The following is a 19330-nucleotide window of genomic DNA, read 5'->3' on the forward strand; positions in this document are numbered from 1 at the left end:
GACTACCCGAGAATCGGGCCGGGCAAACGGCGGCCGCCCGTCAGCCCGCGCGCTCGGGAATCCGGAATGTATTGCCGACGGTGGTGCCCTCGGGGCTGCTGTGCACTTCCATCGTGTCGCTGAGCGCCCGCATCAGCACCAGGCCGCGCCCGCTGTTGCCCGGGTCGGCGGCCGGCGTCTTCCACGAACCCGCGTCGGTGATCCGCGTCCCGACGTGGCCATCGGTCACTTCCGCCTCGAGCAGCATCGTCCCGACCTGGTGTCCGCGGTAGGCATGCTCGACGCAGTTGGTGCACGCCTCGTTGACGACCAGCACGATGTCGGCGGCCAGCGCCTCCGGGATCTCGGCGGCGCGCAGCCAGGTGGCCAGCCGATGCCGGACGTCCACCAATTGCCCTGCGACCGCCTCGTTTTCGATTCGGAGCCGTGTCGGCCGGTGCCGGTATATCACCATCGCGACGTCGTCGTCGTAGCCCGACGCGGGGGCCAGCGCGCGGACCACGGTCTGCGGGACGGCCTCCAGGGGCAGGTTCGTCGTCTCGAGCAAAATGTCTGCGGCCCTGGCGATTCCGATGTCGATCGACTCGTATTTCCGCTCGACCAGGCCGTCCGTGTACAGCATCAGCGTCGAGCCCGCCGGCAGCACCCGCGAGGCCTGCGGCCGCGGTTCCTCCCGGCGCACCGCGAGCGGCACCGAGGCGGCGTCGGTCACCACCGTCGTGGTCGCGGGTCGCGGGCCGGCGACCATCGCCGGCATGTGGCCGGCATTGCTGTACTCCAGCACCCCGGTTTCGGTGTCCAAGATCGCGAGAAAGACTGTGGTGCAGTAGGCGTTCGGGATGAGCGACGCCGCCAGGTCGAGTTGTTCGAGCACCAGCGCCGGCTGGGCGCCGTTGATCAACAGCGCGCGCGCCGAGCTGCGGAGCTGACCCATGATCGCGGCCGCGGGCAGGCCGCGGCCGACGCAGTCGCCGACGACGATGCCGATCCGGTTGTCGCCGATCTGCAGCACGTCATACCAGTCGCCCCCGATCTCCAAGGGTGGCACGGCGGGCTCGTAGCACACGGCGAAGCCCGCGGGCGGCTGGACGGTGGGCAGCATGGCGCGCTGCAGGGTCAGTGAGGTTTCACGGGCGCTCTCGAACTGGCGCACGTGCTGCATGGCCAGGCTGAGGTGCCCGATCAGCACCGTGACCAGCAACCTGTCCTCGGCGCTGACCCACCGCGGGGTGCGTAGCTCCAGCCACAACGCGAGGTCCCCGGTGTTGGACAGCACCGCAACCAATCCCTGTGCCTTGCCGGGATTTTCGGGCCGGTCGACCGTCTTGGCGGTCAGCGGAAGCTGATGACGGGCATCCTGGAAGGTGTTCTGCAGCCAGGGATCCAAACTGCGCCAAGAGGATTCGGGAGGATCGCCGGCAACCTGGATGGTCGGTTCGCCCCCGGTGCCGGGCCACGAGACGGCGATCACCCGCTGGACGTCGATCGCGGCCCGGCATTCCTCGAGGGTGGTCGCGAGCAGCTCGTCGACGCTCTTGGCCACGGCCACGGCGGTCGCGAGCCGCAGCACCGCACTCTCCCGGGCCGCGAAGGCCCGCTCCGCGGTGATGTCGCGGATCGTGCCCACGTAGACGTCCCGGTCGTTGCCGACCTCCTTGACCGCGTTGATGCTGACCATCACCCACGCGAGGTGTCCGTCTCGATGCCGGATCGGGGTTTCGTACTCGGCGCTGCCGTTGGAGCGGACCAGTGCCTGCTGCTCGCGCGCGGTCTTCTTGTCGACCAGCCAAGGGTGCGGCCAGCGGTATGGCAGCCCGTCGGCGGGATAGCCGAGGATCTCGATGAGGGCGCTGTTCATTTCGATCACCGACCCCTCGTGATCGGCGACGAAGAAGCCCTCCTGCAGCGAATTCACCAGTGCGGTGCGGAACTTGTCGCGGTCTGCCAGCCCCTCGGCGCGCGCCCGCTCTTGCGCGAAACGCCTGGTGCCGTCCAGGAATCCGCGAGTCGCGACGTCCAGGGGGGCGAGCGTCTGCAGCAGGAATTCGAGCGCGGCGGGCCGGTCGACCGACGAGTTCTCGGCCAGCGCCTGGACCAATCGGAAATGGTGCTCGATGATTTCGAGCACGCTGATGTCTTCCTGCAGGGCGCGGCGTCCGAGCTCGTGGCCGACGGCCAGGGTGTCCTCATCACGCGCGTCCAGGTAGCCGTGCAGGGCGACGGTGTACTCGGCGTGAAAGTCGTGGTTGCCGCTCATTTGGACACTCCCCGGTGACGAGCGGCCAGCACCATGGCGTCGTCGGTCTCCTTGGCATGCTTGCCCAGCAGTCCTTCGGCGATGACCACGGCGGACGACGCGAAGTCGATGTGGTCCAGGTAATCCTCGGCTATGCCGTCGGTGGTGATCACCAACAGGTCACCGGGGCGGATCGGAAGTACCTGGGCGGGCCTAATTTCCGGCATCCGGTAGCCGACGATGCCCCCGGTGAGGCGCGCACTGGATCGGACCTGCAGTCCGGTCGGCGCCTTGGCCACCAGATCGGCGGTGACGTTGCCGACGCCGGTCCACGACAGCGTGCCGGCCTCAAAGTCCACCCGCGCCAGCGTCATTGCGACTCCCCTGGTGCCGTCCAACACGCGATGGCAGAGCTGGATCAAGACTTCCAACCGTTCGGCACTGGCGCGCTTGACCGTGTCGACGGCGCGCAGCGCGGCGGCCGCGGCATCCGGGCCGTGCCCGAGGCCGTCCACCACGCCGAACAGCGCGGCGCCATCGTCGATGCCGATCGCGATGCCCTGATCGCCGGACGTGTACTCGCCGGGCAGCGGGCGCCCCGCCCTTGCCCACTCGATCGGACCCAGCCGGCCGTTCTCATGCACGGGCGGGAACCCACTTCCACATCTCGATGACCGTCCCGTGGCCGAGCTTCGAGTCCACCACCAGCCGGTCCATCAGGCGGCGGGCACCGGGCAGGCCCATCCCCAGCCCGCGTCCGGTCGAGTACCCGTCCTCCATGGCGCGCTCGATGTCGGCGATGCCGGGACCGTCGTCCTCGGCGCGCACCACCAGCGCCGCGCGCCCCTCCCGGTCGGCCACCGTGATCCGGACGGCCCCGCGCCCCGCATAGCTGGTGATGTTTCGCGCGATTTCGGAGATCGCCGTGGCGATCATGGTGACGTCGGTCAGCGAGAATCCGAGATCGAGTGCGAGCTGATGTCCGGCCTTGCGGGCGGCGACGATGTCGTCGGAGCTGTGGATGTCGACGACGATGTCACCCGCCACCGTCGCGCCCGATCGTCGTCGACTTCCCCACTCCGCCTTGGCGATTCAGCAGTGCGAGGCCCTCTTCGAGATCCAGTGCGGTGTTCATGTCGTCGAACGCCAGGCCCAGTTGCACCATCGCGAAGGCCACCTCGGGTTGCAGACCCACGATCACGGTGTCCGCGCCGCGCAGCCGGGTCATGTGGGCGATGGTCCGCAGCGAGCGGGCGGCGAACGAGTCCATCACGTCGATGGCGGTGACGTCGACGATGATTCCCTGGGCGCGGAACCTGCTGACCCGTTCCATCAGGTCGAAGCGGAGGCGTTCGGCGTCGGAGTCGGTCAGCGCCGACTGCACCGAAGCGATCAGAATCGCGCCCTGTTTCAGAATCGGTACTGGCATGGGGTGCTCGTGCTAATGGTGGTTATCCGGTCTGTTCGCCGGTGCGCGTGACTTCGTAACCGAGCAGGCGTTCGGCCTCTTCGATTCCGCCCTGCAGGTCACCGACGGCGTTCATCTTCGACAGGTCGAGCCCGATGGTGACCAGGGTCAGCGCGATTTCGGAGGACAGGCCGGTGATGATGACGCTGGCGCCCATCAGGCCCGACGCGTCGACCGTCTGCACCAGGTGGTTGGCCACGGTGGAGTCGATGGTCGGCACACCGGTGATGTCGATGACGACCACCTTCGCGCGGTTCGCGCGGATCGCCCGCAGCAGCTGTTCGGTGACCTGGCGGGCCCGCTGGCTGTCGAGCACACCGATGATCGGCAGAATCAGCAGCTGCTCGCGCACCTGCAGCACCGGCGTGGACAGCTCGCGGATGGCCTCCTGCTGCTGGCGGATGATGCGCTCGCGTTCCTGCACGAAGGACACGGCCACGGTGTTGGCGATGCGGTTGGCCGCCGGTTCGTAGGCGTCGAGGACGCGGTTGAGCATCTCGAAGTCGGTCTGGTACTTCTCGAACAGCGACCGCGCCAGCACGTCGCGCAGCAGCAGCACGATGCCGACGACCTCGTCGGTTTCCACGCCTCGCGGGATGATGCGTTCCGACAGGTCGCGGGCGTAGTCCTGCAGCGCCTCGACGCTACCGGTCTCGAGCACCTCGACGTAGCTGTCGTACACGGTGGTCGCCTCGGAGAAGATCTCCTCCGGGGTCATCGCGGTGAGGAGTTCGGCCTCGGTGATGCGGCGGGCCCATTCCTCGCGCAGGACGGTGCGGTTCTGCCGCAGGTGCTGGACCAGCTGGGGCAGCAGGCCCTCGCTGACCGTCTGCGCGGCGGTGCTGGTGGTTCCGAGATCCAACGGCGAATCTGACATCTGGCCTCCCATGTGCCGCGTCGCGCTCCGCAGTATGCCTATTGGGGAGACTAGCCTGGGCAATCGCGTCGCAGGTGTCGAGGGCATATTCTTCTCGCAGTTCGCATGGCAGGCTAGGCTGTGCACCACACTCAAGGCCCGGACAAAGGATCGCCATTGTCAGCTCCTGATTCGATTACCACGCTGGTTACCGACCACGACGGTGTGTCCGTGGTCAGCGTCAGCGGCGAAATCGATCTGGTCACCGCTCCGGCGCTCGAGCAGGCGATCAGCGCCGTCATCGCGGACGGCCCGACGGCACTGGTCATCGACCTTTCCGCGGTGGAATTCCTGGGCTCGGTCGGGTTGAAGATCCTGGCCGCGACCTACGAAAAGCTCGGCAGGTCCACCGAGTTCGGTGTCGTCGCGCGCGGGCCGGCGACCAGGAGACCGATCCACCTGACCGGACTGGACAAGACCTTCCCGCTGTACCCGACGCTGGACGACGCGTTGACCGCCGTCCGGGACGGCAACGTCAACCGCTGACGGCCCTATCGCATCAGCGAGAGGTTTCGCCAGAAGTTCGCCAGGCTCTCGGTACCGCCGAAGAGCGTCGTGAAGTGGGTGGAGTCGACCAACACGATGTCGCCGGCCCGGCGTCCGTCGGGCGGCATCCAGATCAGCGCGTTGAATTCTGTGTTGCCCGCCTCGGTGAAGGGATGTGGCCGCGTCGGGTCGACTCGCTGGCGCCCCAGCACGCGCAGGGCCTCGCTTTTCGGCGCCGTCAATTCGTAGTGCGGCAGGTGCGGGTGGAAGTTGAAGGTGGTGACGCCGTCGAGGAGCCCGGGCGCGTCCAGGTCCCGGAAGCCGGTCAGCGGCGCGATCTGGCCGCCGTCGGCGACCGCCGGCCGTAGGCCCCATTTGTTGTGGACGGGCACGTCGAGGGCCTTCATCAGGGAGCGGGTGTACTGGCTGAAGCGCTGTTGGCGGGGGACGAGCGGGTCGCCGTGGTGCAAGAACTCCGTCTGGCGCTGCTTGGGGTCGTCGGTGAAGCCGACGTCGTGGTGCGGGGCCAGCAGCAGGCAGGTGCCCTCGCGCCGCAGCCAGTCCCGGATCGCCTCGACCTCCTCGGGCTGCGCCTCTTCCTGCCCGAGCACGTGGTCGAGCCCGAACACCATCAGGGTGTCGGTGTCGGCCAGCACCCGTTCGTCGATCGGCAGCTTGTAGCCGGCCTGGTCGATGCGCTGGAAAACCGCGACCGGGTGACCGGTCGCCTCGCCGGCCAGCTGCTGGAAGTGCAGCGTCGAGCGGTGGAATAGCTCGAGCGTCCCGGCGATGCCCTGCAGGAAGTGCGCGTCGTCCCATTCCGGCGTCTCGTAGTTCGGCCAGGCCACCCTGCGGACCTCGGTCATCGTCGAGAACCGGTTGTCCAGCGCGGCGGGATCGCGTTGGGCCTCCCACGGGTAGCTCCAGGTCCAGTAGATGCTGATGCGACGGCGCCCGGGTGTGTGTGCGCGGGGAACGTGGTTCTGGTTGTAGGTGCGTGCTGGTGCGCTCACGGTGTCCTCGCAAGATATTTCAGGCCGTTGATGCCGGGAAGGAAGAAGTAGGCACCGCCGGTGAGCGTGGTGAATGCCGGTAGCCCCTTGAGGACTTTCCGGATGGGGCGTTTCGGAATCTTGTATTCCAGTGTGCCGTCCTGTGTTCCGCAGATCGGGTCGCGCTCGTTGCCCAGCTCATGGAAGTTGCGGTCGTTGATCCACACGTTCTGCGCGAACTCGAACTGGCGGACGAGGCTGGCGCAGATGATGAACGCGGCGATGCCGCGGTCCGCGCCGTCGTCGTCGGCGCCCTCGGGGAGCGCCTCGCCGTAGGTGGCGCCGCGGCGGATCATGCGGCGCCGGTTCATGTTGACGGTCGTGTCGCGCGGATTCAGCCGTCGCGCGTGCGAGCCCAACGGTACGGCATACCCGAACGGATCCATCTCCTTGTAGTTGAAATCGTTGTTGCGCATGGGATCCGCGCCGAGCTCGGGGTCGTCGCGCTCCGGCGCGAGGACTAGGGGCGCGCCGCTGCGCCACCGGCCCATCAGCTTGGCGGCGAGAAGCTCTTGCCCTTCCGGTGTGTCGGCATGCTCCTGTAAGTAGCCGCGGAACAGGCCCACGTGCTCGCGCAGCCGCCGGTACGCCATGTAACTGCCATTGCGCGACAGTTCTTCGGGCTCAGGAAGTTTCGGTACGACGCCCTCTTCGTCGGGGTAGCCGAGGATGAACTCGCCGGGCTGCAACGGTCCACCGGATCCGGGTGTCGGCTCTTCGCCGGCGCCCTCGATCACGGGCTGGGACAACCGGTCGCGGTATCCGAAGTGATCGTGTGCGTAGTTGAACGGCGGCGTCGCGTTGAGATCCAGATACGACAGCACCCGCACGCCGGGGCAACGCGCGACGAGGTCGTCGTGTACCGCGGTGCAACGTCGGTGCTCGGCCTCGTTGCGGGCGAACAGGATTGCCACCGCGTGCAGGTCGTCGCCCGCCAATCCGCCCACCCAATGGTCCGGGTGGGCGGCGCCGGTGTCGCCCAGAATGTCGGCGCGCGCGGCCATGCCCTCCCGGAACTCGTCCGGGAAGCTGGCCAGCGAGTCTTCCGGAACACCAAGCGCGCGTAGGCCATTCCAGGTGAAGGCGAGTGTGATCCAGCGGTCCTGGCTGTCCATCGTCCTGCGTGCGTCGGCCGCCGACTGGGCCCTGTCCACCAGCTCGCCCAGCCACGCCCGCCCGCCCGCCGGATCGTCGAACGACAGGAATTCGTAGCGCCCCGTCATCGCCGGGGTGCGGGTCACCAGGATGTGCTGGATGTTGTCGAGGTCAAGCATTTACTGCATCTGGTCGAGCATGTCGGAGAAGGCGGCCTTGAGGCGCAGCGCCTTTTTGATCTCGTCGGCGGTGACGTACGGGTACTCGCCGTACTCGAGGAAGCTGGGGAACTGGTGTTCGCGGACGAACTTGATGAAGGCGTCCGGGTTGGTCTGCCAATCCTCGGGAAAACCCTCCAGGTTGGTGAAAACGGTGGTGACGCCGGACAGCGAGAACAGCTTGATCGCGTCCTCGGTGTACTTGTCGAAATCGGTGTCGAAGATCCCCTGGTACTGGAAGTGCAGCCCGAAGCCGACGTCGAACAGCACCCACCGCAGATAGTGCAGGCGCAGCGGGGCCAGCAGGTCGGGCTGGGCTGCTATCGCCGCCTCGATCGTCTTGCCGTACTCGCGGATCACGTCTTCGCGTCCGGGCTTGACCTTGGCGATGATGGAGAAGCCGTAACAGGCGGGCGTCCGCGGAAAGACCGGGCCGTACCGGCCGCGCTGCAATTCGAGATATCCCTCCGCGGGGATGGCCATCGCGGCGGGTTGGCTCCATTCGTGATCGGTGCTCGGCATGGTGTTCTCCCGCTCGGTCGGTCTACTTCTTGATTCTTGACCGCAGCGCTGCGCTTCGGTAGGTCTTGGCGTTTAAATCAAGCGTCCGGGGGGATGATCGGTGTTATGGGTGACGACGTCGATCATCCGGAAGATGACCAGCAGTGGGATCGCAGCCAGCGCGGCGAAACCGAAATCGAACGGCTGGACCGCAATTGGAACAGCCTGCTGCAGGAGCTGCGCGTGGTGCAGACCGGCGTACAGCTGCTCACCGGTTTCCTGCTGACGCTGCCGTTCCAGCAGCGCTTCGACGTCCTCAAGGAACCGATGCGGATCGTGTACCTGGTGACCGTCGGTTGTTCGGTAGGGGCGACGGTGCTGCTCGTCGCCCCGGTCGGCATCCACCGGCTGCTGTTCCGGCGGCATCGCCTGCAGGTCCTGGTGTCGGCCGCGCACCGGTGCGCCTACGCCGGTCTGGCGCTGCTCGGCACCGCCTTGACCGGGGTGACGGTCATCGTTTTCGACTCGGTCGCCGGACGCAGCGCCGGGCTCATAGCGGGAGCCGGTGCGCTGGCGCTGTTCGGGTTCTTTTGGTGGGTTCTACCGCTGTTGCTGCGCAGCCGCGGCATGTAGCTCGCCGATCCGGGTGGATTCCAGGTGCTCCAGGAGATCTTGCGGATCGGTGAAAATCGGTGACGCGCCGGCCGACTCCAATTCGGCGCGCGAGATGCCCCCGCTCAGCAGTCCGATGCACGGCAGTCCCGCGGCCGCGGCGGCGTGGGCGTCCCACACGGCGTCGCCGACGAACACGGCGTCCCCGGCGTCCACACCGGCCCGGTCCAGCGCCACCTGCACGATGCCGGGGTCCGGTTTGGCGGTGTCGACGTCGCGAGACGACGTCTTCTCGCCGATGACGTCATCGCAGTCGAGCACTTTGAGCAGGACCTCGAGTTCGTCGTCGGGCGCCGAAGTGGCCAGCACCACTTGCAGCCCGAGGCCGGCGACGCGGCGCAGCAGCTCGCGCGCCCCGGGCAGCGGCGCCAGCAGCGCGGTGACCTCGCGATAGTGGCGGCTGTGCCCGTCGCTGAGCCGGTCCTGCACCCGCTCCGGCGCGTCGTTGGACAACGTGCGCACCAACGTGTCGCCGTCCATGCCGATGCAGCGGTGGATCTGCCACGCCGCGACGGGCAGGCCTTCGGCGTCGAAGGCGCGCTGCCAGGCGTAGACGTGCAGATAGTTGGAATCCACCAGGGTTCCGTCCACGTCGAACAGGACGGCGGGCGCTCTGTGCATTCGCGCCGCATACCCGCGCGGGGGCCCGCTGACACTCCGGCGTCGTTTGGCCCGTCGGGGCGTCGGGTAGACGCAGACGAGGCTTCGGCGCGTTCCACTTCACGAACCGCCCTGCCACCCAAGCTTTTTCGCGAGGAGGGAAGTTGGACACCCCGAAAACTGACCCGGTTGACCACCACCGTACTTCGCGGCAGCACGCCGGTGAATCGCTTACGTACGGTGCCAATGCGCCCGGCCTCGCGTGGGCGGCCCTCGCGGTGGTCGCCCTGGCCATCGGTTTGTACGCGTTCGCGGCCGGGCACGTGCTGATCGGTGCGGCGGTGGTGCTGTTGGCCGCCGTGTCGGGTGCCGCGGGCGTCGCCTGGCTGTTGCAGACCCACCGCAAAGTGCGCGCCGCCGAAGTGCGCTGGCAGGCAATGAATTCCGACCGGCCCGCGCCCCCGCCCAGCAGCTGATCGTTGCGCGGCCAGGCCGGAACCGAAATGTTTAATTTTCGGCTTGACCGGGTAAAAGGGGGCCATGCTCGACATGTCCCGTCCCTCGCGTCCCAGCATCCCGGGACTCGTGGCCGCCGGCACCTGGGCGGTCGGACTGGCGGTCGGCGTTCTCGCGCTGGCCACCGGGCACGCAGGGGCGGCGGTTGTCGCGCTGCTGCTCGCCGTCGCGGCGCCGTGGTTCGGCCTGGCTTGGGTGTCACGGAGTCAGCGCCGGGCCTTCAACGTCGCATTGTTTCTCCACGGCCCGCGAGCCGACGGCTCCGCCGCGCACGCCAGGGCGCCGATCGCCTGCTGAGCCGGCCCGCAATGGACATCTTTTTGGGCCGATTAGGTGTGATCGGAACCCGATTGGGGTATCGACTGTGCCACGGGTGAGTACAGGCAAGTGCGTCCGCCCGTCGTTCAGCAGGAAGGAACAGCTATGACGACCGCAAGCGATTACGACGCACGCCGCGTATCCGACGTCGAGACCCCGGATGCGTCCGCCCTACGCGAACTCGCGACCGCCGGGGCGCCCACCGCGGTGGTCGACGAGGACCTTAACGATGTGGTCTTCTTCGAGCTGCCCGGTGCGGACCTCTCCGGCGAAGAACTGTCGGTGACGGTAATACCCCAGCGCTCCGACGAGTTCACTTGTTCGAGCTGCTTTTTAGTGCAGCACCGCAGCCGGTTGCGCGCCTCGAGCTCCGGCCTTCCGGTCTGCGCCGACTGCGCGTAATGGCGCCACGGGCGGCCTTGACCAACTAGGTCCGCCGTGTTTCTGTCGTCAGCGTGCCCTTGAGCCGTCCGCCCGGCCTGCCGGCTCCGCGCATGCTTCGGCCGGCGTTCGCCGCGGCGTACGCGATCGCCTATCTCGCGGGCGGCGAACGGCGGATGCTGCGGTTGATCCGCCGATACGGACCGATCATGACGATGCCCGTTCTCAGCCTGGGCAACGTGGCCATCGTGTCCGACCCCGAACTGGCCAAGCAGGTCTTCACCGCGCCGCCTGACGTGCTGCTCGGCGGCGAGGGCGTCGGACCGGCGGCGGCCATCTACGGCTCCGCGTCGATGTTCGTGCAGGAGGAGCCCGAGCATCTGCGGCGGCGCAAGCTGTTGACGCCCCCGCTGCACGGCGCCGCGCTGAGCGGTTACGTGCCGATCATGCGGAACTCCGCGCGCGCCGCGATGCACAGCTGGCCCGTCGACCGTCCGTTCGAGATGCTGAAAGCCGCGCGGGCGTTGACGCTGGACGTGATCGTCCGGGTCACCTTCGGCGTCGACGATCCCGAGGAGGTCCGCCGGCTCGGCCGGCCCTTCGAGCGCTTGCTAAACCTCGGCGTCTCAGAGCAATTGACCGCCCGCTACGCGCTGCGCCACCTGGGCGCGTTGCGGGTGTGGCCGCAACGGACGCGGGCCAACCGCGAGATCGATGACGCCGTCCTGCCGCTGATCGCGCGGCGGCGAGAAGACCCGCGCCTGGGCGAGCAACCCGACATCCTCTCGCTGCTGATGTGCGCGCGCGGCGAGGACGGGGAAGGGCTGTCCGACAGCGAGATTCGCGACGACCTGATCACCCTGATGCTGGCGGGTCACGAGACCACCGCGACGACGCTGGCCTGGATCTTCGACCTGCTGCTGCATCATCCCGACGCGGAACGGCGGGTGCGTGAGGAAGCCCTGAGCGGTGAGGAAGCCTTCACGACCGCGGTGATCCACGAGACGCTGCGGGTCCGGCCGCCGGCGCCGCTCACGGCCCGCGTTGCGGCGCAGCCGTTTCCGATCGGCGGCTACCTCGTCGAGGCCGGCACGCGGATCGTCGTCCACATCATCGCGATCAACCGCAACCCCAACACCTACGAGCGCCCCAACGAGTTCTGCCCGGAGAGATTCCTGGGGATCCGGCCCGAGACCTACGCGTGGGTGCCGTTCGGGGGCGGCGTCAAACGCTGTCTGGGCGCCGCGTTCTCGATGCGCGAGCTGATCACGGTGCTGCACACGCTGCTGCGCGAGGGGGAGTTCAGCGCCGTCGACGAGGAGCCGGAGCGGATCGTGCGGCGCTCCATCATGCTCGCTCCGCGCCACGGCACCAGGGTTCGGTTTCGCCTCCGCTGAATTGTCGTAGCCCTCGGCTACGTTTCATCACACGAGTCCGCATCGCCACCGTGGGGAGCCATGTCGCTAATCGCCGGGTCCTTCCTCCTGCTGGGGTTCGCTGTCCCTTGGTATTTCACCCAGCAGGCCACCGGCAGTGTCCCGGCGGGATTTTCGGCCGGTCTGGGCGGCCTCGCGCTGACCGTCGTCGGCCAGTTGTGGCTCGGTGTTCGGCGCGACCGCTACAGCGTCGGGCGGCAGCTCAGGCGTGACCTGCGGTACGCGGCGTCGGACCTGGCGGCCATCGACGAAATGTCGGGCGTCGAGTTCGAAGAATTCGTTGCGGCGCAGCTTCGGACCGTGGGCTGGAGCGTCGCGCACACCGCCAGCACCGGTGACTACGGTGTGGACCTGATCGCGAAGCGCGACGGCGCGTGCATGGCGGTGCAGTGCAAACGGCAGGCGAAGGCCGTCGGGGTGGCCGCCGTCCAACAGGTGGTGGCCGGCGCGCGGCAGCACCGCTGCAACCAAACGGTCGTGGTGACCAATCAGGGGTTCACCAAGGCGGCCCGCCAGTTGGCGACCACCCACCGGTGCCGCCTGGTCGGGCGGGAGCAGGTGCAGATCTGGGCGCGGGCCGACCGTCGGCGCGTCCAACCGGAGTTAGAGGCCTAAGCGCAGCGCGGGCGCGACATTCATTCCCGCGGCCTCGCCGCACCGGTCGGCGTGAGCGCGACAACCGGGATGGTCCGCGACGTCTTGCGCTCGTAGTCGGCGAATCCCGGAAACTTCTCGGCCTGCAGGGCGTACTTGTCGTCACGCTCGGCGCCCTGCAACTCGGTGGCACGCACGTCGACGATGTCGTCGCCGACTTCGACGCGGGCATCCGGGTTGGCCTTCAGGTTCCAGTACCAGGCGGGGTTGTCGTCGGCGCCGTTGTTCGAGGCGAACACCAGGTACCGTTCGCCGTCGGGGAGATACATCATGATGTTCGTCCGGGGCTCTCCGCTGCGCGCACCGACGGTGTGCAGAATGACCAGCGGCGCCCCCTCGAACTGGCCGCCGACGCGGCCATGGTTGGCACGGAACTCGGCGATATTGCGCTCGTTGAAGTCGTTGGCCTCGCTCACCAGGGGTCTCCTCACATCGGCTGACGATTCATAGCGGTCGTCTCATGGGTTACCCAATCGAGAGCCGCCGCCCCAGTCGAGCTGCGCCCGCAGGCCGTGGATGAAGATGTCGGTGAGAATCGGATCAACCTGCGTGACGATTCGGGGCGGCCGAAACCGGCTTCCGGCTGCGTGGTTTCGAGGCGGCGGCTCCGCGTGTTCCCTTGGTATCGAAGATGATGTCCCAGTACCAGAAGTCGGGTCCCGGCACCGAAGCGGAAATAAACAGGAAAATCACGAATGGAAGGAACATGCCGAGGGCCACCGCAAAGAATGCCGCTACCCCGCCGGGCGCAGAATGTTCTTGAGCGACCAGGCCAGCGTGTAAAGGCGCCACCAAGGCCATTCCGGCCGTTAACACCACCACGAGAATAACGGAACCGCGCCGCAAGATTCGCGCCCTTTTGGACTCGCCGCGGTCAGTCCACTCACCGCGGATTCTTTTATGCCGAACGTGGTAATACGTCGCGGTCCTGACGGAGATTATCGCGGCGTCAACAACCATCGTTAATCCGAACGTCCACCAAATTGCGGCCGTCAAGTGCCGCGGCGGATGCACGCCGACGGTGCTCATCATGTCGTAGTAACTGAGCGAGCCGTTCATCAACAGCAGCGACACGGTGGCAATGGCGACGAACACGAGGAAGTTGCCCAGATGTATTAGGGTTCTGCGGTCGTGACCGCCGGTTTCCTGGGTGTCGCGGCCAACGTTTCCGTCCACGGCGTGAGCCATCATCCAGACCAGCCCGGCGACCGCGACAACGAAGCCCACGCCCAGCATGCCCTGAGCCGTCATCCCTTGGGTCCAGGCAACGCTGCACACAACGTCCGGCGTGGTTTGCGGTGCGGCTTCCTTTCCCATGTTCGGGGCTACCGCCGCGATGCCGACAAACTGATTACACGCAAGCGCCAAAACCAGCAACCCGGGCGCAAATAGCGCAACGGCGTGAAGGATTTTGTCCTCTTGCCGTTCTCTGCCCAGCAAGAAGGCAATGGCGGAAATCATGAAGCCGGTCAGCAGACCCGCAAAAGCGGCATCGACTGGAGCGGCGGCAATCACGCTCCATATGGACTTCGCATTCCGGCATTGCTGATCCAAACCCATGACGCCATCCCTTCCGCTCAGGTGGCAGCCGACAGTCGCCATGCGGTCAGGCCGACGGCGCCGACCTCACAAATACTTCACCCAAAAATGCGCGGCCGATAGAGTAGCCGGCTACTCGGATCTGAGGGAATGAGCGCTGATATCGCGTTCGCGAATCGAGTGTCGTCCTGTATGACGCCGGACGACTAATAGGGTCGGGGTGGCGGGATTCGAACCCACGGCCTCTTCGTCCCGAACGAAGCGCGCTACCAAGCTGCGCCACACCCCGCTTGAAGCCACGACAGCGTATCGCACCGGCCCGTCGACTGACCAAACCGCTGGCTATGGGCTCGGCCACGCGCAGCTGCGCTCGAATTCGGCCAGCGCCTCGGCCGGGCCGGCCGGATCGAGCCCCTGCGCGCCGACCCACTCGTCGCTGAAATAGGTGTCGGCATAGCGGTCGCCGCTGTCGGCCAGCAGGGTGACCACCGACCCGCTGCGGCCCTCGGAGACCATCTCGGCGAGCAGACCGAAGGCACCCCACAGATTGGTGCCCGTCGACGGCCCCACCCGGCGGCCGAGGACGTCGCTGACGTGGCGGGCGGCCGCGATCGACGCCGCATCAGGGACCGCGACCATACGGTCGACGACGCCGGGCAGAAACGACGGCTCGACCCGCGGGCGGCCGATGCCCTCGATCCGTGAGGAGGCGGACATCACGACGTCGTAGCGGTCCTCGGCGAAGGCGGGAAAGAACGCGGAGTTCTCCGGGTCCACGACGCACAACCGCGTCGCGTGCCGCCGATACCGGATGTAGCGGCCGATGGTCGCGCTGGTGCCGCCGGTGCCCGCGCCGACCACGATCCACTCCGGGACGGGGTGTCGCTCGTCGCGCATCTGCTCGTAGATCGACTCGGCGATGTTGTTGTTGCCGCGCCAGTCGGTGGCGCGCTCGGCGTTGGTGAACTGGTCCAGGTAGTGCCCGCCGGTGTCCTTCGCGACCCGCTCCGCCTCGGCGTACACCTGGCTGGAGTCCGTCACGAAATGGCAACGGCCGCCTTGTGATTCGATCAGCGCCACCTTGGAGGCGCTGGTCGACGCGGGCATCACTGCGACGAACGGCAGCCCCAGCAGGGCCGCGAAGTAGGCCTCCGACACCGCCGTCGAACCCGAGGAGGCCTCGACGACCGTGGTGCCCTCGCCGATCCACCCGTTGCACAGCGCGTACAGGAACAGCGAGCGCGCCAGCCGGTGTTTGAGGCTGCCGGTGATGTGCGTGCTCTCGTCCTTGAGATACAGCGCGACGCCTGCGTCATCACCCCAGGCCGACGGCAGCGGATAGCGCAGCAGGTGAGTGTCGGCGCTGCGCCGCGCGTCGGCCTGGATCAGCCGGATCGCGTCGTCCGTCCAGCTTCGTGGCAGGGTGCGGACCGCGATCCGGGTCCGGTGGCTCAACGCACCGAAGCGGTCGGCTGCGAACGGCTCAGGTCGCTGGTGGAATCGCGGTCGCCCATCGGGCTGGCGATCAGCGTCAGCAGGGTCGCCTCGGGCCTGCAGCAGAACCGCACGGGCGCGAAGGGCGAGGTGCCTATCCCGGCGGAAACGTGCAACGCCATGTTCGCGCCCCAGCGCGACGGCCCCTTGGCCCGCGAGCGGTCCAGGCCGCAGTTGGTCACCAGGGCGCCGTAGAACGGCAGACACAGCTGCCCGCCGTGCGTGTGCCCAGCCATCACCAGCTGGTAGCCGTCGGCGGCAAAGCGATCCAGCACCCGGGGCTCGGGGGAGTGCGTCAAACCGAGCCGAAGGTTCGCGGCCGGGCTGGCCGGCCCCGCGATCGCGTCGTAGCGGTCCCTGTCGATGTGCGGGTCGTCCACGCCCGCGGCGGCGATGTGCAGCCCGGCCACCTCGAACTCGCGGCGGGTGTGCGTCAGGTCCAGCCAGCCGCGCTCGGTGAACGCGGCCCGCAGGTCCTGCCAGGGCAGCGGCTCGCCGCGGACCCGGTGCGACGGGTTGGTGAGATAGTTCATCGGGTTCTTCACGCGGGGCCCGAAGTAGTCGTTGCTGCCGAAGACGAAGACGCCCGGCCGCGACAGCAGGTCGCCCAGGGTCTGCACCACCGCGGGCACCGCCTTGGGGTGCGCCAGGTTGTCGCCGGTGTTGACGACCAAGTCGGGTTCCCAGGCCGCCAGCTCGCGCAGCCAGGCCTGCTTGCGGCGCTGGTTGGGCGTCATGTGGAGATCGCTGATGTGCAGTACCCGCAGCGGCGTGGATCCCGGTGACAGGACGGGCATGGTTATCTCGCGCAGGACAAACGCGTTGCGCTCGACCAGCGCGGCATAACCGACGCCGGCCAGGGTCGAGCCGACCGCGACGGCGCCGCTGCGCATGAGGACGGGTAGAACGTCAGCCATGCAGGAAGCCTACTGCCGGTTGCGGTCTCGGCGCGCATAGCTTGCGCCACAACACGGTTTTGCCGCCCCTTATGGAGGGGGCGCCCCGGGCGGCGGCGGTGGGGCCAGCAGCGGAATCGTGATCGGTGGCAGGCCCGGAATCTCGACCACCTGCGACCCCACCACCGGTGGCGCACCCTCGGGCGGCGGGGGCGGCGCCGGCGGGATGCCGTTGCTGACCTGGATTGTGATGATCGACCCCGGAATCGTCTGGCCGGAGGGCGACGTCCCGACCACCTCGCCCAGCTTCGCGGTGCTGTTCACGGAGTTGGTCTGGTCGGCGACCGGGAACCCGGCTTCCTTGATGCGCTGGCGGGCCGCGTCGACGTCCAGGCCGGTGACGGCCGGCACCCGCGAAGCGGGGGAGCCCTCGACGTAGCGGGGATCGGTCGGCGGCAGCTTCACCTCACCGAAGCTGGTCGCGATCGGTTTCATCGCGGTGAACCACGTGCGCGCCGGCTCGTTACCGCCGTAGAGGTCCCCCTCGCCGCAGTGACGCAGCGGGGCGGAGCACAAATCCGTCGGATTGGGCGAATCGTCGTAGATGTAGTTGGCGGCCGCGTAGTGGCTGGTGAATCCCACAAAGCCGGACGAGCGGTGGGCCTCGGTGGTGCCGGTCTTACCCGACACCGGCAGGTCCCAGCCCGCCGCGCCGGCCGAGCCGGCCGCCGTGCCGCTGCCCACGGCGTCCTTGCTCATCGCGTTGGCCATGGTGTTGGCCAGCCCCTCGGGCACCACCTGATCACAGGTCTCGGTCGTCACGGAGACCTCGTTGCCGTTGCGGTCGATCAACTTGTCGATCGGGTTCGGCGGGCACCACACACCGCCGGAGGCCAGGGTGGCCGCGACGTTGGACAACTCCAGCGCGTTCACCTCGATCGGGCCGAGGGTGAACGAGCCGATGTTCTGCCGTTTGACGAAGTCGGCCAGGCTCTCGTTGCTGTCGCGGTTGTAGTCGCGCGCGGTGCCCGGATCGGCGTAGGACCGCAGCCCCAGCTTGATCGCCATGTCCACCGTCCGGGTGACGCCCACCTGCTGGATCAGCTTGGCGAACGCGGTGTTGGGCGAGGTGGCCAGCGCGTCGGTCACGTTCATGGAGCCCCGGTAGTTACCCGCGTTGACGACGCACCAGGTGTCCTTCGGGCAGCCTTTCGCGCCACCGCTTCCCATGCCCTTGGCCTGGAACCGGCCGGGAACCTCGAGCGTGGCGTTGATGCCCATACCCATGTCCAGCGCGGCGGCGGTGGTGAAGATCTTGAAGACCGACCCGGCGCCGTCGCCGACGAGGGAGAACGGTTGCGGTCGCATCGTCTCGCCCGCGTCGAGGTTCAGGCCGTAGGTGCGGTTGCTGGCCATCGCCATCACGTGGTGGGAGGTCTTGCCCGGTTCGATCACGCTCATCACGCTCGAGATGCCCGGCAGGGTCGGGCTGGCGTACTTGTCGATGGCCGCCTTGACCGGGATCTGCACGTCCGGGTCCAACGTGGTGCGGATCAGGTAGCCGCCCTTGGCCACCTGTTCCTTACTGATCCCGGCGCGGGACAGGTACTCCTGGACGTAGTCGCAGAAGAAGGCGCGGTCGCCGGCCGCGATGCAGCCGCGGGGCAGCTCGTTGGGTTGGGGCAGCACGCCCAGCGGAGTGGCCTTGGCGGCGCGCAGGGCGTCGGCCTCCTGGGGCAGGTTCTCGATCATGGTGTCGAGGACCAGGTTCCGTCGGGCCAGGGCGCCGTCGGGGTTGGTGTACGGGTTGAGCGCGCTGGTCGACTGGACCATGCCCGCGAGCAGGGCCGCCTGCTGCCAGTTCAGGTCGGACGCGTTGATGCCGAAGTAGGTCTGAGCCGCGTCCTGCACGCCGAACGAGCCGTTGCCGAACGACACCAGGTTCAGGTAGCGCGTCAGGATCTCGGGTTTGGTGAAGGTCTTGTCCAGCGTGAGCGCCATCCGGATCTCGCGCAGCTTGCGCGCGGGGGTGGTTTCCACCGCCGCCCGTTTCTCGGCATCGGTCTGGGCGGTCACCAGCAGTTGGTAGTTCTTGATGTACTGCTGCTCGATGGTCGAGCCGCCGCGGGTGTCCACGTCGCCGGACGCGTAGCCGGCCAGCCCCGTCAGCGTGCCCTTCCAGTCCACCCCGTTGTGGTCGGCGAAGCGCTTGTCCTCGATCGAGACGATCGCCAGTTTCATGGTGTTGGCGATCTTGTCGGTGGGCACCTCGAAGCGGCGCTGAGAGTACAGCCACGCGATGACGTTGCCCTTCTTGTCGACCATCGTCGACACCGCGGGGACCTCGCCCTGCGTCAGCTGGGCGGACCCGTTGGCGACGACTTCAGAGGCCCGATTGGACATCAGCCCGATTCCACCGGCGAGCGGAAACATCAGGGCCGTGGCGACGACGCTGGCCAACAAACAGCACCCCGCGAGCTTGAGAACCGTGAGAACGGCCGGGGGGCGGTCTGACATGCGTACTAGGGTAGCCGCCCCCGGTCACCTGGCCATGCCACGAGTTGACCAAAGGCCCCCCCGCATCGTGACCAGCGAACTTACGATCGGGGGTGGGAAAAAATTATCGCCGCCGTCACGGGTCAGCCGCCAAGGTGAAGTGCGCGGGGCGCCTCCCCGGTTTAAGCTTTTCGGCAAGACTGCACGCCCGTCCCAAAAAAAGCGTTATGAGACTGTTGCGCAATTGCCACCTGACCACCTAACTTAGACACACGGTGAGATTCAGATAACACCGATTTGCATGGTGTGGCGTAGATCGCAGCAGGGGTCTGCACCCGAGGAGGGCGGCCGCGACA

The 19330-nt window shown here is 67.6% G+C and carries 21 protein-coding genes and 1 tRNA gene; 7 read left to right on the forward strand and 15 right to left on the reverse strand.

Annotation, left to right across the window (positions count from 1 at the left end):
- Positions 1-40 precede the first annotated feature (40 nt).
- Genes AC5Y7V_RS18300 through AC5Y7V_RS18320 form a run of 5 tightly spaced genes read right to left on the reverse strand, consistent with a single transcriptional unit; the run spans position 41 to position 4581 of the window.
- Positions 41-2257 carry a SpoIIE family protein phosphatase gene (locus tag AC5Y7V_RS18300; protein ID WP_499881458.1) on the reverse strand — a complete coding sequence of 739 codons (2217 nt, stop codon included), beginning with the start codon at positions 2255-2257 and terminating at the stop codon, positions 41-43.
- Positions 2254-2826, reverse strand: a complete 573-nt coding sequence (locus AC5Y7V_RS18305; RefSeq protein WP_499881778.1) for a SpoIIE family protein phosphatase — start codon at positions 2824-2826, stop codon at positions 2254-2256. Before AC5Y7V_RS18305 ends, AC5Y7V_RS18300 begins: the two co-directional genes overlap by 4 nt.
- A 46-nt stretch (positions 2827-2872) precedes the next feature.
- Complete coding sequence (locus tag AC5Y7V_RS18310; RefSeq protein WP_499881459.1) at positions 2873-3283, reverse strand: anti-sigma regulatory factor; 411 nt, start codon at positions 3281-3283, stop codon at positions 2873-2875.
- A complete protein-coding gene (locus tag AC5Y7V_RS18315) occupies positions 3273-3665 on the reverse strand; it encodes an STAS domain-containing protein (protein WP_499881460.1) in 393 nt (130 codons plus the stop codon). Before AC5Y7V_RS18315 ends, AC5Y7V_RS18310 begins: the two co-directional genes overlap by 11 nt.
- A 22-nt stretch (positions 3666-3687) precedes the next feature.
- Complete coding sequence (locus AC5Y7V_RS18320) at positions 3688-4581, reverse strand: STAS domain-containing protein (RefSeq protein ID WP_068101831.1); 894 nt, start codon at positions 4579-4581, stop codon at positions 3688-3690.
- 156 nt (positions 4582-4737) lie between these two features.
- Here AC5Y7V_RS18320 and AC5Y7V_RS18325 point away from each other — a divergent pair, with 156 nt between their 5' ends.
- Positions 4738-5106, forward strand: coding sequence for an STAS domain-containing protein (locus AC5Y7V_RS18325; protein ID WP_499881461.1), 369 nt, complete (start codon positions 4738-4740; stop codon positions 5104-5106).
- Positions 5107-5111: 5 nt separating this feature from the next.
- Here the strand turns inward: AC5Y7V_RS18325 and AC5Y7V_RS18330 are convergent, their stop codons facing one another.
- Genes AC5Y7V_RS18330 through AC5Y7V_RS18340 form a run of 3 tightly spaced genes read right to left on the reverse strand, consistent with a single transcriptional unit; the run spans position 5112 to position 7993 of the window.
- The gene (locus tag AC5Y7V_RS18330; RefSeq protein ID WP_499881462.1) at positions 5112-6119 is read right to left on the reverse strand and encodes a hypothetical protein; all 1008 of its coding nucleotides are present in this window, start codon (positions 6117-6119) and stop codon (positions 5112-5114) included.
- Positions 6116-7432, reverse strand: a complete 1317-nt coding sequence (locus AC5Y7V_RS18335) for a Dyp-type peroxidase (protein ID WP_499881463.1) — start codon at positions 7430-7432, stop codon at positions 6116-6118. Before AC5Y7V_RS18335 ends, AC5Y7V_RS18330 begins: the two co-directional genes overlap by 4 nt.
- Positions 7433-7993 (reverse strand): hypothetical protein, encoded by a 561-nt coding sequence (locus AC5Y7V_RS18340; RefSeq protein ID WP_499881464.1) that lies wholly within the window; start codon positions 7991-7993, stop codon positions 7433-7435. It abuts the gene before it with no gap.
- A gap of 105 nt (positions 7994-8098) precedes the next feature.
- Here AC5Y7V_RS18340 and AC5Y7V_RS18345 point away from each other — a divergent pair, with 105 nt between their 5' ends.
- Complete coding sequence (locus AC5Y7V_RS18345; RefSeq protein ID WP_499881465.1) at positions 8099-8605, forward strand: DUF6328 family protein; 507 nt, start codon at positions 8099-8101, stop codon at positions 8603-8605.
- Here AC5Y7V_RS18345 and AC5Y7V_RS18350 read toward each other — a convergent pair.
- Positions 8573-9265, reverse strand: a complete 693-nt coding sequence (locus tag AC5Y7V_RS18350) for an HAD family hydrolase (protein ID WP_499881466.1) — start codon at positions 9263-9265, stop codon at positions 8573-8575. The two genes, AC5Y7V_RS18345 and AC5Y7V_RS18350, sit on opposite strands and share 33 nt — an antisense overlap.
- Positions 9266-9408: 143 nt before the next feature.
- Between AC5Y7V_RS18350 and AC5Y7V_RS18355 the strand changes: the two genes are divergently transcribed.
- The 5 genes from AC5Y7V_RS18355 (at position 9409) to AC5Y7V_RS18375 (ending at position 12510) form a co-directional block, all read left to right on the forward strand.
- Positions 9409-9720: a hypothetical protein gene (locus tag AC5Y7V_RS18355; protein ID WP_499881467.1), complete on the forward strand. Its 312-nt coding sequence runs from the start codon at positions 9409-9411 to the stop codon at positions 9718-9720.
- Between the two features lie 73 nt (positions 9721-9793).
- Positions 9794-10057, forward strand: a complete 264-nt coding sequence (locus tag AC5Y7V_RS18360; RefSeq protein ID WP_499881468.1) for a hypothetical protein — start codon at positions 9794-9796, stop codon at positions 10055-10057.
- Between the two features lie 126 nt (positions 10058-10183).
- On the forward strand, positions 10184-10480 hold the full coding sequence (locus AC5Y7V_RS18365) for a DUF4193 domain-containing protein (protein WP_499881469.1): 297 nt from the start codon (positions 10184-10186) through the stop codon (positions 10478-10480).
- Between the two features lie 92 nt (positions 10481-10572).
- The gene (locus AC5Y7V_RS18370; protein WP_499881779.1) at positions 10573-11856 is read left to right on the forward strand and encodes a cytochrome P450; all 1284 of its coding nucleotides are present in this window, start codon (positions 10573-10575) and stop codon (positions 11854-11856) included.
- Positions 11857-11916: 60 nt separating this feature from the next.
- The gene (locus tag AC5Y7V_RS18375; protein WP_499881470.1) at positions 11917-12510 is read left to right on the forward strand and encodes a restriction endonuclease; all 594 of its coding nucleotides are present in this window, start codon (positions 11917-11919) and stop codon (positions 12508-12510) included.
- A 20-nt stretch (positions 12511-12530) separates the two neighbouring features.
- Here AC5Y7V_RS18375 and AC5Y7V_RS18380 read toward each other — a convergent pair whose 3' ends face one another.
- The 6 genes from AC5Y7V_RS18380 to ponA2 all read right to left on the reverse strand — a co-directional run bounded on the left by AC5Y7V_RS18380 (position 12531) and on the right by ponA2 (position 18995).
- Positions 12531-12965, reverse strand: a complete 435-nt coding sequence (locus AC5Y7V_RS18380; RefSeq protein ID WP_499881471.1) for a nitroreductase family deazaflavin-dependent oxidoreductase — start codon at positions 12963-12965, stop codon at positions 12531-12533.
- 124 nt (positions 12966-13089) lie between these two features.
- Positions 13090-14109 carry a hypothetical protein gene (locus tag AC5Y7V_RS18385; protein WP_499881472.1) on the reverse strand — a complete coding sequence of 340 codons (1020 nt, stop codon included), beginning with the start codon at positions 14107-14109 and terminating at the stop codon, positions 13090-13092.
- A 194-nt stretch (positions 14110-14303) separates the two neighbouring features.
- A tRNA-Pro gene (locus AC5Y7V_RS18390) sits at positions 14304-14377 on the reverse strand.
- 53 nt (positions 14378-14430) lie between these two features.
- Positions 14431-15543, reverse strand: coding sequence for an L-cysteine desulfhydrase Cds1 (gene cds1 / locus AC5Y7V_RS18395; RefSeq protein WP_499881473.1), 1113 nt, complete (start codon positions 15541-15543; stop codon positions 14431-14433).
- Positions 15540-16499 carry a metallophosphoesterase gene (locus tag AC5Y7V_RS18400; RefSeq protein WP_499881474.1) on the reverse strand — a complete coding sequence of 320 codons (960 nt, stop codon included), beginning with the start codon at positions 16497-16499 and terminating at the stop codon, positions 15540-15542. Before AC5Y7V_RS18400 ends, cds1 begins: the two co-directional genes overlap by 4 nt.
- Before the next feature lie 69 nt (positions 16500-16568).
- On the reverse strand, positions 16569-18995 hold the full coding sequence (gene ponA2, locus AC5Y7V_RS18405; protein WP_499881475.1) for a transglycosylase/D,D-transpeptidase PonA2: 2427 nt from the start codon (positions 18993-18995) through the stop codon (positions 16569-16571).
- Positions 18996-19330: the final 335 nt, after the last annotated feature.

The organism is Mycobacterium sp. NGS34, assembly GCF_059812845.1.